Here is a 14,108-nt window from a genome sequence, read left to right on the forward strand (position 1 = left end):
CCTATGTTTCCAGAATACCGAGATTTAATTTCAAAACTCCGCCAAACAAATCCTGATTTTCGTGCACTTTTTGATAAGCATAATCAGCTCGACCACAAAATAGTAAGGCTCGAACATTCTGATAGACGTGGTTATGGCAATGAAGTTGTCGAGTTAAAAAAACAAAAATTACGACTAAAAGAGGAAATTCATCAAGTCCTTAAAAATCCACCAGAAGATGAATAGCCATTGATTAAAATGAAACTTTTAATGGTGTTAAGCCATCATTTAAAATTAGATGGCTTTTTTGTATCAGATATTTACCTATTTAAACATAATGATTAGCATTATAAAAATTAAAATAATATCTGCTGTAATTATAAAAACCTCAATAGAACTGTAAATATATCAAAGATATATTTATATAATATTTTTGTGTAATATATTTATAAGTGCAGCAATATTAATTTTATAATTAATAAATTAGTAATTTAAAAAATTAATTTTTCTCATTTTTCTCTTCTCATTACCTCACAAAATACTTTAAATAATAAATTATTTTATTGAATACTAAAATTATTTGGAAAAAATATGGACATAGTCGTATATATTGCAACAAGTTTAGATGGATTTATTGCGGATAAGCAAGGAAATATCGATTGGCTTATAAATATTGATAATCCTGAAAATTCAGATTTTGGTTTTTCTGAATTTTTAAGCGATATTGATGCGATAGTTATGGGAAGAACAACGTTTGAAACAATACTTAGTTTTGATATAGAGTGGCCATATATACAACCCGTATTTGTTTTAAGTAATACGATGCAAGAATTACCACTTTCTTTACCTGCTAATGTGACACTGATGGCAGGTACTGCTGGAGAGATTAAAAACACTCTTAATACACTAGGTTATAAGCGAATTTATATTGATGTGGGAAAAACTGTTCAAGGCTTTTTCGCTGAAGATAAAGTCGACGAGCTTATAATAACTAAAATACCTGTGGTATTAGGAGAGGGTATTCCATTATTTATTTCAAATACTAATAAAATAGAATTTAGTCATTGTAAAACAGAAGTATACTTAAATTCTCTTGTTAAATAATTTTATAGAAAAAAGATAATTTAATATTTAAAAGTAAATTTGAAAAATATAGCCTTTATATTTAGAAATATATATAAAAATAACCATGTTATTATAATGGTTGTTTTTATATGATAAATTTTATGGAGCTATTTTTCAATATTAAATAAAATTGCTATATAAAAACGTATAAAAACGTATCGCTTATATATATTAAATCCAAAAATTAAATTTTAAGTGATGGGTATTGCTTATGTTTTTTACCACATCACTATTTATAACGTTTTTGTTTTGAAATTTATTTGACTTTTTTTAACAAAACAATATTAATTCTTTTGTTGTTAGAGTGTTTTTATGAAATAATTATTTTTCTTGTTTCTTACTGGCATTTATTTATGTTTCATTTTTTATTCTATTTTTATAGCTATTTTTAATAGTCAGTAATATAGATAAAATCAGCAATAATTTTAATTAAGCTTGTTAATAATTAAATTAACTCTTCCTTCTATATTTTTATTAAGTATTTTAATTAAGCTATAATTATATTTTATATATATCTACTATTAGATAATATATCTTTTTATGATTAATAAAAATATTATTTTTTTATCTTGCTTATATATAACATGCTAAGGGGGTGTAATAAATACAGTAATTGAGTATCTAAATATACTGATTGCTTTATCAAGGTGTTTAAAAATAGGAAAATAACATAATTGTAGATAACCCGAAATATCAGGTATACCATAATCATAAAATGATAATCTGGTGTTGATATGGCCTCATGTCATGAATAAAGTTTCTAATTTAGTATTAATTCAGCAAATGTATTCGGGGCAACCCAAGGTAATGTATTTCCTACGATATGACATTGATCTTGAATAATTGCTCGACCCGCTTCGATAAAGCAAGAATAATTTCTATTTTTTAATTCATTAATTAGTGAGCTTTTCCCTGAACCAGGTCCACTAGTTAAAATTATATGATGTTGTTTTTTAGTATAGTGATCCATTATTCTTAGGTGAGTTAATTTAAAAGGAACAGGATAATAAATATGAGTATGTAGGAAAAGTATTAAGAGTATCTAATTAAGGAAGAGCTATAAGAATATCATTAATAAAATTAATAATCTATATGAAGAACCAATACAAATAGCATGTTAATACTTATTACTATGCTATTTATATTGGGAAAATCAGCTGCTAGTATTATGGAATGCAAGGTTCGGGTGCATAGCTATTATCATCAAGAAAACGTTTTTGGCTATAGATACATTTTTGTATTTCTTCAGTAGTGCTTTCTTTTACTTCAAAAACAGAAACATATATTATGCCAATATTTTTTTTATCACCTTCAGTATTAAAGTTTACATAGCCTTCATCTGCCAGTCCAAAGCGAAAGACAGCTACTTGTTGCTCATTTTTTCTAAAGCCTTCAATAAATAGATCGTCTCCAGGTCTTAATAAATAACCTCTATTTTGATAAGAAGCTGATTTACCACTGATTACATCTAAACCATCAACTGTAACAACAACTTCATAGCTTTTCTGCTTGTTAATATTATTTAAGTAAATAATATACCGTTCATTTTCTTTTCCATATAAAGTGTATTGGTTATTTTTAATCTGATATAAAGGTATTATTTTTTTGTCTTCAGCCAGAATGCTCAAATTAATAGGATCTAAGTTAGCCCATTTTATTTTTTGTGAGTTATTTGATGATTTTCCACTTTGATAATGAATAGCTGCTATTTCATAAGGTTGTTGGGATAAACGAATTGCATCTACTTTTTGTACTTCAGATTGAATACTTTCACCCCACTTGGTTGAAAGTGCTTTATTTGTTGTTTGTTCTGATGATATATCAGTACTTACTGGATATTTTTTTTCAATCGTTGTACAACCTGATGTGGAAATAAGCACGCTCATCAATGAGAACGAGGCTATAATTTTAAATAACTTCATTGATTTTCCTTAATTGTTAATTTTATTAGCTCAAAAGACAGGTGATGAGATAAAACTCGGATATAAACTAGGTATTAAGTTAACGATTATTAATTCAATTGTCTTTCAGTTTATTCTGAGGATATGTTCATCTTAATCTTAAAAATAAAATTAAGAATAAATTTAATTTAAGTCAGTTTTTTTGTCGGAAAGAGTAAGTATAGCAATACTAAAAAGTGTCGATTGAAAATAATTGGTGCTTCGTTATTTCATATAATTTTTATTTTCTTTATGATGAGGTTATGCATGAGCGAGAATTGGAATAATAGATATCAAGAATATGAATTTGTTTATGGATATGAACCCAATGTTTTTATTCAATTTATTGCTGAAAAAATAGAATTTAAAGGCCATTCATTAGCGATTGCTGAAGGAGAAGGGCGTAATGCACTATTTCTCGCACACAAAGCAAATCGAGAAAATCAGCCCTTTTCAATAGAACTGTGGGATTACTCTTCTGTTGGTTTGCAAAAGGCAAAAGATAGAGCACAAAAAGAAAATATCAAGATATTAACCCAATGCTTAGATTTAAATGATGTTATGTGGCAAGAGAGTACTTTCCAAAATATTTTCTGTGTTTTTGGTCATTTTCCATCGGAATTAAGGCAGAAAACATTATTAGGAATAAGAGGATCATTAAAAAATGGAGGGTGGTTTATTGGTGAGGTTTATTCTAAAGAACAGTTAAATTATAGCACTGGTGGCCCTCGTTCTTTTGATATGTTGTATGATATTTATGATTTTTTAAATAACTTTGGTAAAGACAGTTTTTATCATTTCTTCGTTGGTGAAGTTGAACGTCATGAAGGTGAATTTCATACTGGAAAATGTCATGTCATTCAGTTTGCTATTCAAATAAAAAAATAATAAACGAAAGCATAAGATATTTACTATTAAAAAACATAAATCCACATAAAGATAAATAGGTTGGAGATAAGGTGAAAAAGAAAAATTTTACTTTTGAGCATATAACAGCTAATGACTGGCTATTTTTTCATAATTTATATATTTCACAGAATGTAATGAAATATATTTCTGGAGTAATGACTGAAGAACAAATTAAAGAGGCATTTGAATCGCGCCTGCCAATATGGAATATCCATTCCACTCATTGGCTTTGTATGGTAATTCGTAATGAAAAAAAATCCCAAATGGGATTAATCGGACTTAAGATAGTTGAGTCTCAAGCTGAAGAACAAGGTATAACTGCAGAGGTCGGGTTTATTATAGAACCACAATATGCGGGGCAAGGATTGGCAACAAAAGCGCTAATGAGCATGTTAGTGGATGAAAGATTTAAGTTAATTACACGATTTATTGCTGTGGTTACTGCGGGAAATTTAGCCTCTGAGCAAGTTTTAAAGAAAAGTGGCTTTACTTTTAAAGATATTACTAAAGAAAATTACTCAATTAATAATGTACTTTATGATGATCATAATTATGAGCTTTTAAGATAATAATCAACTAATTATAGTTTTTTTGTGTTACTTTTTGCTATTTATTTGAACGTCTAAACTGCGGTACTAAGATATAGCTTAAATTATTGCAGATAGTTGAGTGTTGAATAGGAATTGAAAGTAAGATCATTTAACTTTATTATATTAGATATATGTTTCGTTACGATTTGTATATAGAGGTTATGGTGGGTATTGTAAAAATCTCTGATGAATTACATGAATATTTACGTAAAACAAGTAATGTTATGTCACGCTCTGTTAATGCACAGGCTGAATTTTGGATAAAAATTGGCATCCAAGCAGAATTGAATCCAGAGAAAACATTTCCAATGATCATTAATGAAATGTTAGAAAAAGAAGTGACAAAACAAGAACAAAGATAGAAAGGGAAAATAATGGATAAGATTACCATCAAAAATAATGATGAAATTGAATTAATGCGAGAATCTGGTCGATTACTGGCCCAAGTTTTTATTATGCTTGATGACTTTATTATGCCGGGTATTTCGACGTTAGAAATTAATGATAAAGTTGAAGATTTCATTATTAATGAACTGGGTTCTAGGCCGGCAAGTAAAGGGCAATATGGCTATGAATATGTGTTAAATACTTCTATTAATGAAGTCGTTTGCCACGGTGTTCCTAAAGCAGATGAGCGTTTAAAGAATAAAGATATTATTAATGTTGATATAACGTTGGAAAAAAATGGTTTTATTGCCGACTCAAGCAAAATGTATATTATGCCAGAGGCATCGCCTATCGCTCGTAAGCTAGTAAAAACAACTTATCAGGCAATGTGGGAAGGTATTAAGCAAGTTAAGCCAGGCGCTACATTGGGGGATATTGGGCATGCGATTCAAAGTTTTGCACAAAGTCATGGATATAGTGTTGTAAGAGAATATTGTGGTCATGGTATTGGACGAGAAATGCACGAGGCTCCACAAGTATTACATTATGGTATTCGTGGGCAGGGCGTAGTATTAAAAGAAGGAATGACTTTTACTATTGAGCCGATGATTAACCAAGGGGGCTCAAAAATTAAAACTAAAAAAGATGGCTGGACAGTCGTTACAAGAGATAAAAAATTGTCAGCACAATCAGAACATACAATTTTAGTTACTTCGACTGGATATGAAGTTTTAACTTTACGTCCTAATGAAACGCTACAGTAATGTATTATATATAAGTCATTTCCAGCTATTTAGTTAATAAAAGTTTAAGACTGAAAAATATTTTTTTAGTTTAAATGGCTGGAAGTATTATTTTTTATCTCTTTGATTCATTTACTACTCTTCTATTTTTCTACTTATTTTTATTTCTTTATTTATCCTCATATTTTTAACCTGTAGATATAACTTAAAAATATATACTATTGTAATAAATGTAAATATTAGTATAGTTGTTATGACTATACTATTTATCTAGTGCTAAATAAATGTATTACCTTAATTACTAGGATGTAATTTATTTTTAATAAATTAAAAAACAAGGATGTAAAATGGAAAAGGTATCAAAAATACTGCAGCAATGGGGTTCTTGGATGGTAAGTAATAATGAAAAAATTCAATGTGATATTGAAAAATATAAATATATTATTCCTGAGCGTATAAAGTCGAGAGCTAATTCTAGTGAAGAACAAGTTCTATTAGTAACTGAAATTATGAGTAATTTATTGAAAAATAATAAAGAAGATTATGAGTTACTGATTAATTATTATATTTTCGGTAAAACATTTATTCAGTTAGCAAAAGCTCATCAGTGTTCAGATACCTATATTGGAAAAAAACTTAAGAAAGCAGAAGGGGTTGTAGAAGGTATGTTAATTATGAGTCAAATTAAATTTAACTAAAAATAAATTTTAAATAATGCTTTACGATCTTAAATTATAGGATAGTCTAGCATTGCTAATAGTAAACATTGAATGAAAAAGAGATCTATTATTTTTTGTAATTTCATTCGATATAAATTGTTGTTAGTTGTTACTAACAGGAAGTTTAGTAATATAAATAATTTATGTTAAATCCAAGGAGTGGAAATTATGTCAACACAATACCCTATTATTTTAGTTCATGGCTTATCTGGTTTTGATGATATTGTCGGTTATCCCTATTTTTATGGTATCGCAGATGCATTGAAAAAAGAGGGGTATCAAGTATTTACTGCATCACTATCAGCATTTAATTCTAATGAAATTCGCGGAGAACAACTTTGGGAATTTGTTCAAAAAACTCTTAAAGAGACTAAGGCAAAAAAAGTGAATTTAATTGGTCATAGTCAAGGGCCGTTAGCTTGTCGCTATGTCGCCGCTATGCATTCGAATAAAATAGCCTCTGTAACCTCGGTGAATGGTGTAAACCATGGCTCAGAAATTGCGGATTTGGTGCGACGTATTGTTAGAAAAGACAGTGTTCCCGAATATATTGCAGATGCTGTAATGAAAGCGATTGGCGTTATTATTTCTGTGTTTTCAGGTAATAAAGGAAATCCGCAAGATGCAATTGCGGCATTAGAAGCATTAACCACTGAAAGTGTCAGTGAATTTAATAAAAAATATCCACAAGGATTACCTAAGAAATGGGGCGGGGAAGGTCAGGAGGTTGTAAATGGTGTTCATTATTATTCATTTGGTAGCTATATTCAGGGGAGAATTATAAATGAAAAAGATAATCTACGGGATCTTACTCATGCACCAATGAGAGTACTTAGTGCCTTTTTTACTGAAAAAGAAAATGATGGTTTAGTTAGTCGTAAAAGTATGCGATTAGGTAAATTGATTAAAGATGATTATCCTGAGGATCATCTTGATATGGTGAATCAAGTTGCTGGTTTAGTTGGACGAAAAGAAGATATTATTGCAATTTATACTAATCATGCAAAATTCTTAGCTAATAAAAAACTTTAGCCTTAATAAAATTAATTTTTATTACTATAAAAGTGAGATCAAGAAATAAAATAAGTAGCTTTAATATTTATTAGAGCTACTTTTAATTATTAGCATAAAAGTACTTAAAAATATTATTTTTCTTTATTAACAGATAAAGAAATACCATAGCCGAGTAAATAAAGTGCTTGTTCTAAACTATCTGCTTTTGACGTTTGGTTAATATCAATTAAGCGTTCAATTTGAGCACTTGTTAAATTCATTTTTCTTGCTAAATCTGATTTTTTTGTATTAGTTTCTAAAATGGCATTGTGTAGTGCAATTTTTAAACAGCTTAAAAGTGGTAAGTAAACAATAAAATCACCAGGCTCAGCTTTTGATGGTTCAGGTATGGGCATTTTTGCAGAAATAAACTCTTCAAGACCAACATGCAAAATATCCGAAGCTTCAAGTTCGACATCGTCTTTTGTATAGGCCACCGCGTGTATATTCTCAAAATCACGATAGGTAATTTCATAAGTTTCACTTTCTTCATCAAAACTTGCTACTGCTGGATATTTAAACATAAGTCGCCTTTTGTTTTTGAATAGTTATTGAGCATAAATTATCTTATTGATGATAAATATTATGTTTATGATTAAAGCATACTTTGACAGTTTTATCCTTACTTCTCTATTTTATCCCATTGTTTGATTATCAATGTAATTTAAGTATTAGGTAAAAAAGAACAAATAACGGCTGTAATAATTTTAAACAAGTGTTATCTGGTTAAGAAAAAGGCTATCTTATAAGTTATTATTAAGTTTTTTAGAAAGGGGTTATTATGTATCCAGTTGATTTACATGCGCATACCATTGCTAGCACACATGCTTATAGTACGGTGAATGAATATTTCCAACAAGCTAAAAAGAAGGGAATAAAGCTATTTGCTATTACTGATCATGGCCCTGATATGGCTGATGCTCCTCACGAATGGCATTTTTCTAATTTACCAGTGATCCCAAGAATTATCGATGGTGTTGGTATTTTATATGGGATAGAAGCGAACATTAAAAATGTTAAAGGTGAAATAGATTGCAGTGAGAAAATGAGTAAAAAACTGGATATTGTTTTAGCCGGTTTCCATGATCCTGTTATGGCATCTTTAGGATTGGTTGATAACACCAAAGCGTTAATTGCAACTATAACTAGTGGCGCTGTTCAGATGATAACCCACCCTGGAAATCCTAAATATCCTATAGATATTATGGAAGTGGCAAAAGCAGCTGCATCTAGCAATGTTGCATTAGAAATGAATAACTCATCATTTATACATTCGCGAGTTGGCAGTGAAAAAAATTGTATTGAAATTGCAAAAGCGGTACGTGATGCAGGCGGATTAATAGCGCTTGGTTCAGATTCTCATATTGCATCATCACTGGGTAATTTTGATCAAGTATTAAATATATTAGCGCAAATTGATTTTCCAGAAGAGAGTATATTAAATACAACACCTAGAAAAGTTCTCGACTTTTTGCAATCTCACGGTAAAAAAGAGATCCCCGAATTTAAAGATTTTTAATCATCACTCATTTTTAAAATAAAAAGCTATCAAATTATAATGATAGCTTCTTATTTATTTCAATTCTTACTTTAATCCATAACAGTAAAGAAGAGTGAGTTTAAAATAAATCAGATTGTGTTTAGTTTATTATCATTGATGAAATATAGTGAGTTCGTTTTTTAATCTATTGGATTGTGTTTGAAGTAAGTCCAATGAATTAACCAAATCTCTTGTCATTACGGAGTTAGCTTGTGTTGTTTGGTCTAGCTGATTAATAGCATCTTCTATTTGCGCTATGCCATTACTTTGTTCATCGGTTGATATTGATATATCATGAATCATTTCATTAACATTCGCTGTGTGTTTTGATATATCGACCATGTTATCGTTTGCATCTGCAGCAAGCTGAAAACATTGATTAATTTTTTTGCTAGAATTGGCTACTAATGTTTTTATTTCTTTTGAAGCCAAATTACAGCTGTTCGATAGCTCTCTTACTTCTTTAGCTACAACAGCAAAGCCTCTGCCATATTCTCCCACTCTAGCTGCTTCAACAGCAGCATTTAGCGCTAATAAGTTTGTTTGAAAGGCGATATTATCAATAGTTGTTGTTATATCATTGATTTGCTCTGAAAAGGTGACAACTTCATTCATATTCTCAACCACATTTGCAAGCATCTCATTACTTTGGTTGATCATGGAATCAGCCTTCATTACTAATTCGCAAGAAGTATGTGTATTTTCTGAATGTTGTTTAGCGGTCACACTTAATTGTCTTATTCCCGCTGAGGTTTCTAATACCGCGGCTGATTGCTGTTCTACACGAATAGCAAGATTATTGTTCATTACTGTAATATCATTTAATTCTGAATTTATGCTATTAGCACTCTGGTTGATATTATTGATTATTTTTTTTATTTGCTCTTTCATTTTTTCAATATGAAAAGTGAGATTATTAATTTCAAAAAGTCCTTTAGTTGTCAGAGATGAGGTTAATTCTCCATTACTAATGTCTTCTATGCTATGCATAATTTTATTTAGTGGAGAAATAAAGTATTTTCTCAAGGTAATTTGTACTAAAAATGAAAAAATTATAATCAGAACTGAAATAACGATAAGGCTATAAATAATCTTATCATAGAGTAACTCGCCTTCATTTAAGGCTGTTGTGTAATGGTTCTGTAATTGTTGATGATAAGCATTATATTCTTTTTCAAAATTATCTTGATATGTTTGAGTTGGCTGATTTAGGTATTCATATGTCTTTCCTTGTTCTAAGAAACCGAGAAATTCAATTAAAGCCGTATGAAGTTCAACATACTTATTTTCTAATTGTGTCAAGTATTCTTCATTTTCTACTTGGTGTTGCTTATTTTTAAATATATTCCAATTATTTTCTACTTGGACCAGTTTCTCTTTTGTTTGTTGAAAAAGTGATGAAATATCGGTGTTTGCTGTAGCCATTTTGTTAATAATTAATAAGTGACGAGAGCTGGCTCTATTTAAAGTATTGCGTGTTTGAAGTAAACTTTCCCATGTGTTGTTTAAAATAGATTGTTCGTCATAGATACTATTTAGTTTGTTTAAATTTCTTTTGTAATCATTTACTGACGAAAGGAATAATAAGCAAGCTAAAGAGAATAATAAAATAAGAGAACCTGTTATTAGCCAAACTAAGGTTGTTGTTTTTAAACTAGATACATTCAGAGAAATGCTTGGCAAATAACGTTGTTTGAAGATCTTAAACATAAATAGTTATTTCCTTTTATGATAAAAATATAACTGTGTAATTTATTGATTTTTGAGTTTTATTTTTACTTCCTGTAATAAGGGGTGAAGCAAAGAAAAGAGAAATGAATTAGTGCAATTTTTTGCTCCGTTCTTTGATTTAACGCCACAGATCCTTTTGAAAATAGTTAAATACTAAAAATAGTATCGGCATTTTATAAATATTCTTTATGGTTATTTCTTGTTCATATTGATTAAATTTATGAATAGATTAAATATTGAAATAAGTAATTGATTTAAAATGATTTTATTTTTCTTTGTCTATTGATTGAATTTAATTAAACGTTAAAAAATAATATTAAATTTCAAGGTAAATTAACGTATTGATAAATAAAAAGTAAATTGTTTAATTGTTATTATTATTATGTAAATAAATGTTTTTATAAAAATAAATCAGCTTTTTATGGTGAGGGAGTATTGTGATGTGAAATTAAAAAGTATAAATAAATTAGAGTGTAGTATATTAATTTGTTTTTATTTGAAAAGTTAGATTATTTTAAATTTATTGTAGATAGATAACTACTGTGATTGGTGAAAATTACAATATTGGATTATATGGTGTTTAAATCAATATTAGTGAAGTTAGCATTAAGCAAAATTTAAAACGGAAGAGATAAATCTTCCGTTTATTTTTGCATTTATTATTCGTAGAGATAACAGATTTTATTTCTGACTAGAAAAATATTATTGAAATAAAGCTAAAAAATAATTATTTTTAAAGAGAAATACCAGAAAATGACATGAATCCAAGTGACATTAAGCCAACAGTCACAAACGTAATACCTAGGCCTCTTAACCCTCTAGGGATATCAGAATACTTCATTCTTTCTCGTAAGCCGGATAAAGCGACAATAGCTAATAACCAACCAATACCACAGCCTGCACCATAAGTAATCGACTCTGTAAACGTATAATCCCGTTCTACCATAAATATGGTGGCACCAAAGATAGCACAATGAATAGTCAATAAAGGTAAAAAAATTCCTAATGAATGGTAAAGCGAAGGAATAAATTTATCTAAAAACATTTCTAGTATTTGAACTAATGCAGCTAAAACACCAATAAAGGTAATATATCTTAAAAAACCAAGATCAATACCTTCAACAATGACATCTTTCTTTAATATAAAATGATAAATTAAGTTATTGATTGGTGTAGCAATAATAAGTAATGCTGTTACGGTCAAACCTAGTTTTAATGAGGTTTTTACTTCTTTAGATACAGCAAGAAAAGTACACATTCCTAGAAAAAAACTAAGTGCCATATTCTCAATAAAAGTTGCCCTAATAAATATATTAAGGTGATTTTCAAGCATAAAACCTCCTATTAGTATGTTTTTTTTATTTATTCTAATAAAAACATTACGTTAATATAAGAGGTATTCAAAAAATATCTTTACTTTTAGGTGTAAATGGCATTTTTAGTATAAGGAAAAGTAACAATAAGTAGAAATTTAAAGAATTATCTTAGTTAGCTCATATAAATGTAGCTTTTGTCTCATATTATTTTTTAGAATGAAATATTTAAATTTGCCTTTTAATTTTATTAAGAAATACAAATAGTTAGGTTATGTTAATATATTTAATCGGTTTTAATCTAAATGGCGGCTTTTAATTTCGTGACAAGTTTCAATTAAGTGAAATGATTAAGCTATAAAATAATAGAACCATTTACTTTTATAATAAAAATAGGGTTATAAGGGAATTAACTGAGAAAGTGAGTTTTTATAGCACTTTTAAAAAGTGCGTATAGATAGAAAAACTTTTATAAATATGCTTTCTACTCTCTTAATGTTGATAGAAATTGATCTTCTTTATACAATAATCCTGTTGGTAAGTTTTATGATTATTGGTGTAGCTCAAGCATAAGTGTTTTATAATTTTTACTTTCTCGCATTGTTTCATTAAAGCCAAATTTAGCTGCTAATTTCTGTAGTTGAGCAGTATAGAAGGGGAGTTTAGTCTGATCATCAGTCATAATAGCAAACTCAGCATAAGAACCCAGTTCATCTATTTTATCGATGGTGAGATGAAACTCGTTTAAAAAATAGATCTGTCTTGATTTGGTGTAGTTTAAATAACAGTAATAACCGAGAGTTTTAAACATAGAAACTGTTTTTTCAGCATCCTCAATACGTACGGCTTCACATTGTGATGAATCTGGTCCTTTTACAATAAGTAGGTTTATTCCTGATGGAGACATTTTTCGTACACATAAGCTTATTGTAGAAGCGGAGGAAGCAATTCTATGATGTTCCATATACCAGTCTGTTTCTTGATTATCTTGGGTAAACACAGTTGCACCAGCATTTTTTAGTGCTGTAGCAAATTGAAGTGGATTTTTTAGGTGATATTTTAGTTCAGCTTCAAATTTACCTTGGAAATGTTCAGACATTTAATGTTTCCTTTTTAAAAGTAAAGTGAGTATATAATTAATAAATAGAGTAAATACTAAAGTATCTAAATAGAAAAATAAATAATAATTCTTTAATTTAATCACATATTTCATTGAAAGATAAGTTATAACTTTAAATAGAAACTAAAGTGTAAAAATTAGTTTCTAATTTTCTTGTTTATAATAAATAAGAATAAAGAGAATGTGGAGTATATTCGAGATTAGGTGCTGCTACTTATTTTTTGAATGGTTTTATTAAAATAGATAAGAAAGTATTATTAATTAAAGTAAATACTCACATTTGATGTGAGAAATTTAGATAAATAAAAAGGGGCTTAGCCCCTTTTTATTTGAAATCAGAAAATGCCAGCAAATGGATTCCAACCTTGATCATTTTTCTTTTCTTTCAAGTAGTAAGCATAGTTAGCGGTTGCTGCCCACAAGAAGTTTAATGCAATACTGACTGCATTCATAAATGAAGGATTGATAGATAATGCATCAACAATAATGCTAATAACAATAATAATAGCAATGTTTACTGCTAATAAAGTCAATGCTTTACGCCATAAACCGAGGATTAGGAAATAAATAAAACCAAAGAAGAATGCCCAGATGTTCATCCCAATAAGAATACGTTTGCCAAAGGCTAATCCTTTATAAGCAGCTTTGTATTCAGGTGATTTAGGCGAACCATATTGTTCGATAAACGCAAAACGCTCTTCCCATTTTGCAGAATATTCTTTATTCATGATAATTCCTTTTAAATATATAAAAAGTTCTTGTTTAAATGTAAAGAAAAGTATTTTTACATAAATTCACATAGCAAACAATATAAATTTCTTAAGAAGTTATTAATATAGGCTTTAGTATAATATATATAAGCGGATAAAGTTTATGTTCATTCTTTCATAATAATCTTATTGCTAAAATATTCGATTTTAAATCGTTTCATAAAGTGAGAATTATAAAAGAAAATTTTA

At 28.7% G+C, this 14,108-nt stretch carries 16 protein-coding genes; 9 read left to right on the forward strand and 7 right to left on the reverse strand.

The window, feature by feature from the left end:
- Positions 1–3 precede the first annotated feature (3 nt).
- Together PH4a_RS13965 and PH4a_RS13970 are read left to right on the forward strand one after the other, a co-directional pair.
- Positions 4–225, forward strand: a complete 222-nt coding sequence (locus PH4a_RS13965; RefSeq protein ID WP_129041926.1) for a DUF465 domain-containing protein — start codon at positions 4–6, stop codon at positions 223–225.
- A gap of 345 nt (positions 226–570) precedes the next feature.
- Positions 571–1,083: a dihydrofolate reductase family protein gene (locus PH4a_RS13970; protein ID WP_129040560.1), complete on the forward strand. Its 513-nt coding sequence runs from the start codon at positions 571–573 to the stop codon at positions 1,081–1,083.
- Positions 1,084–1,864: 781 nt separating this feature from the next.
- Here the strand turns inward: PH4a_RS13970 and PH4a_RS18335 are convergent.
- Positions 1,865–2,074, reverse strand: coding sequence for an AAA family ATPase (locus tag PH4a_RS18335; RefSeq protein WP_244212888.1), 210 nt, complete (start codon positions 2,072–2,074; stop codon positions 1,865–1,867).
- 196 nt (positions 2,075–2,270) lie between these two features.
- The gene (locus PH4a_RS13980) at positions 2,271–3,026 is read right to left on the reverse strand and encodes a hypothetical protein (RefSeq protein WP_129040562.1); all 756 of its coding nucleotides are present in this window, start codon (positions 3,024–3,026) and stop codon (positions 2,271–2,273) included.
- Between the two features lie 285 nt (positions 3,027–3,311).
- On the opposite strand from PH4a_RS13980, the gene PH4a_RS13985 reads away from it, so the two are divergent.
- The 6 genes from PH4a_RS13985 (at position 3,312) to PH4a_RS14010 (ending at position 7,424) form a co-directional block, all read left to right on the forward strand.
- Positions 3,312–3,932 (forward strand): class I SAM-dependent methyltransferase, encoded by a 621-nt coding sequence (locus tag PH4a_RS13985; RefSeq protein WP_129040564.1) that lies wholly within the window; start codon positions 3,312–3,314, stop codon positions 3,930–3,932.
- A 71-nt stretch (positions 3,933–4,003) separates the two neighbouring features.
- Positions 4,004–4,522: a GNAT family N-acetyltransferase gene (locus tag PH4a_RS13990; RefSeq protein ID WP_129040566.1), complete on the forward strand. Its 519-nt coding sequence runs from the start codon at positions 4,004–4,006 to the stop codon at positions 4,520–4,522.
- Positions 4,523–4,707: 185 nt separating this feature from the next.
- On the forward strand, positions 4,708–4,905 hold the full coding sequence (locus PH4a_RS13995; protein ID WP_129041927.1) for a ParD-like family protein: 198 nt from the start codon (positions 4,708–4,710) through the stop codon (positions 4,903–4,905).
- 12 nt (positions 4,906–4,917) lie between these two features.
- Complete coding sequence (map, locus tag PH4a_RS14000; protein WP_064719664.1) at positions 4,918–5,694, forward strand: type I methionyl aminopeptidase; 777 nt, start codon at positions 4,918–4,920, stop codon at positions 5,692–5,694.
- 326 nt (positions 5,695–6,020) lie between these two features.
- On the forward strand, positions 6,021–6,371 hold the full coding sequence (locus tag PH4a_RS14005; RefSeq protein ID WP_129040568.1) for an antiterminator Q family protein: 351 nt from the start codon (positions 6,021–6,023) through the stop codon (positions 6,369–6,371).
- 189 nt (positions 6,372–6,560) lie between these two features.
- Complete coding sequence (locus PH4a_RS14010) at positions 6,561–7,424, forward strand: lipase family alpha/beta hydrolase (RefSeq protein WP_129040570.1); 864 nt, start codon at positions 6,561–6,563, stop codon at positions 7,422–7,424.
- Between the two features lie 113 nt (positions 7,425–7,537).
- Here the strand turns inward: PH4a_RS14010 and PH4a_RS14015 are convergent, their stop codons facing one another.
- Complete coding sequence (locus PH4a_RS14015; protein WP_129040573.1) at positions 7,538–7,969, reverse strand: type II toxin-antitoxin system HicB family antitoxin; 432 nt, start codon at positions 7,967–7,969, stop codon at positions 7,538–7,540.
- A gap of 257 nt (positions 7,970–8,226) precedes the next feature.
- Between PH4a_RS14015 and PH4a_RS14020 the strand changes: the two genes are divergently transcribed.
- Positions 8,227–8,964 (forward strand): phosphatase, encoded by a 738-nt coding sequence (locus tag PH4a_RS14020; protein ID WP_129040575.1) that lies wholly within the window; start codon positions 8,227–8,229, stop codon positions 8,962–8,964.
- A 132-nt stretch (positions 8,965–9,096) separates the two neighbouring features.
- Here the strand turns inward: PH4a_RS14020 and PH4a_RS14025 are convergent, their stop codons facing one another.
- The 4 genes from PH4a_RS14025 to PH4a_RS14040 all read right to left on the reverse strand — a co-directional run bounded on the left by PH4a_RS14025 (position 9,097) and on the right by PH4a_RS14040 (position 13,877).
- Positions 9,097–10,695 carry a methyl-accepting chemotaxis protein gene (locus PH4a_RS14025; protein WP_129040577.1) on the reverse strand — a complete coding sequence of 533 codons (1,599 nt, stop codon included), beginning with the start codon at positions 10,693–10,695 and terminating at the stop codon, positions 9,097–9,099.
- 754 nt (positions 10,696–11,449) lie between these two features.
- Complete coding sequence (gene nqrE / locus PH4a_RS14030) at positions 11,450–12,049, reverse strand: NADH:ubiquinone reductase (Na(+)-transporting) subunit E (protein ID WP_129040579.1); 600 nt, start codon at positions 12,047–12,049, stop codon at positions 11,450–11,452.
- A gap of 530 nt (positions 12,050–12,579) precedes the next feature.
- On the reverse strand, positions 12,580–13,128 hold the full coding sequence (locus PH4a_RS14035) for a class IV adenylate cyclase (RefSeq protein WP_129040581.1): 549 nt from the start codon (positions 13,126–13,128) through the stop codon (positions 12,580–12,582).
- 356 nt (positions 13,129–13,484) lie between these two features.
- On the reverse strand, positions 13,485–13,877 hold the full coding sequence (locus PH4a_RS14040; protein WP_064719672.1) for a DUF2628 domain-containing protein: 393 nt from the start codon (positions 13,875–13,877) through the stop codon (positions 13,485–13,487).
- Positions 13,878–14,108 lie beyond the last annotated feature (231 nt).

Source organism: Proteus hauseri (assembly GCF_004116975.1).
In the GTDB taxonomy this organism is placed as follows: Bacteria; Pseudomonadota; Gammaproteobacteria; order Enterobacterales; family Enterobacteriaceae; genus Proteus; species Proteus hauseri.

What these genes read in the sequence shown, in the direction of transcription:
- PH4a_RS13965 (WP_129041926.1), top strand. Translation starts at nt 4, where the DNA reads ATGTTTCCAGAATACCGAGATTTAATTTCAAAACTCCGCCAAACAAAT.
- PH4a_RS13970 (WP_129040560.1), top strand. Translation starts at nt 571, where the DNA reads ATGGACATAGTCGTATATATTGCAACAAGTTTAGATGGATTTATTGCG.
- PH4a_RS18335 (WP_244212888.1), bottom strand. Translation starts at nt 2,074, where the DNA reads ATGGATCACTATACTAAAAAACAACATCATATAATTTTAACTAGTGGA.
- PH4a_RS13980 (WP_129040562.1), bottom strand. Translation starts at nt 3,026, where the DNA reads ATGAAGTTATTTAAAATTATAGCCTCGTTCTCATTGATGAGCGTGCTT.
- PH4a_RS13985 (WP_129040564.1), top strand. Translation starts at nt 3,312, where the DNA reads ATGAGCGAGAATTGGAATAATAGATATCAAGAATATGAATTTGTTTAT.
- map (WP_064719664.1), top strand. Translation starts at nt 4,918, where the DNA reads ATGGATAAGATTACCATCAAAAATAATGATGAAATTGAATTAATGCGA.
- PH4a_RS14005 (WP_129040568.1), top strand. Translation starts at nt 6,021, where the DNA reads ATGGAAAAGGTATCAAAAATACTGCAGCAATGGGGTTCTTGGATGGTA.
- PH4a_RS14010 (WP_129040570.1), top strand. Translation starts at nt 6,561, where the DNA reads ATGTCAACACAATACCCTATTATTTTAGTTCATGGCTTATCTGGTTTT.
- PH4a_RS14015 (WP_129040573.1), bottom strand. Translation starts at nt 7,969, where the DNA reads ATGTTTAAATATCCAGCAGTAGCAAGTTTTGATGAAGAAAGTGAAACT.
- PH4a_RS14020 (WP_129040575.1), top strand. Translation starts at nt 8,227, where the DNA reads ATGTATCCAGTTGATTTACATGCGCATACCATTGCTAGCACACATGCT.
- PH4a_RS14025 (WP_129040577.1), bottom strand. Translation starts at nt 10,695, where the DNA reads ATGTTTAAGATCTTCAAACAACGTTATTTGCCAAGCATTTCTCTGAAT.
- nqrE (WP_129040579.1), bottom strand. Translation starts at nt 12,049, where the DNA reads ATGCTTGAAAATCACCTTAATATATTTATTAGGGCAACTTTTATTGAG.
- PH4a_RS14035 (WP_129040581.1), bottom strand. Translation starts at nt 13,128, where the DNA reads ATGTCTGAACATTTCCAAGGTAAATTTGAAGCTGAACTAAAATATCAC.
- PH4a_RS14040 (WP_064719672.1), bottom strand. Translation starts at nt 13,877, where the DNA reads ATGAATAAAGAATATTCTGCAAAATGGGAAGAGCGTTTTGCGTTTATC.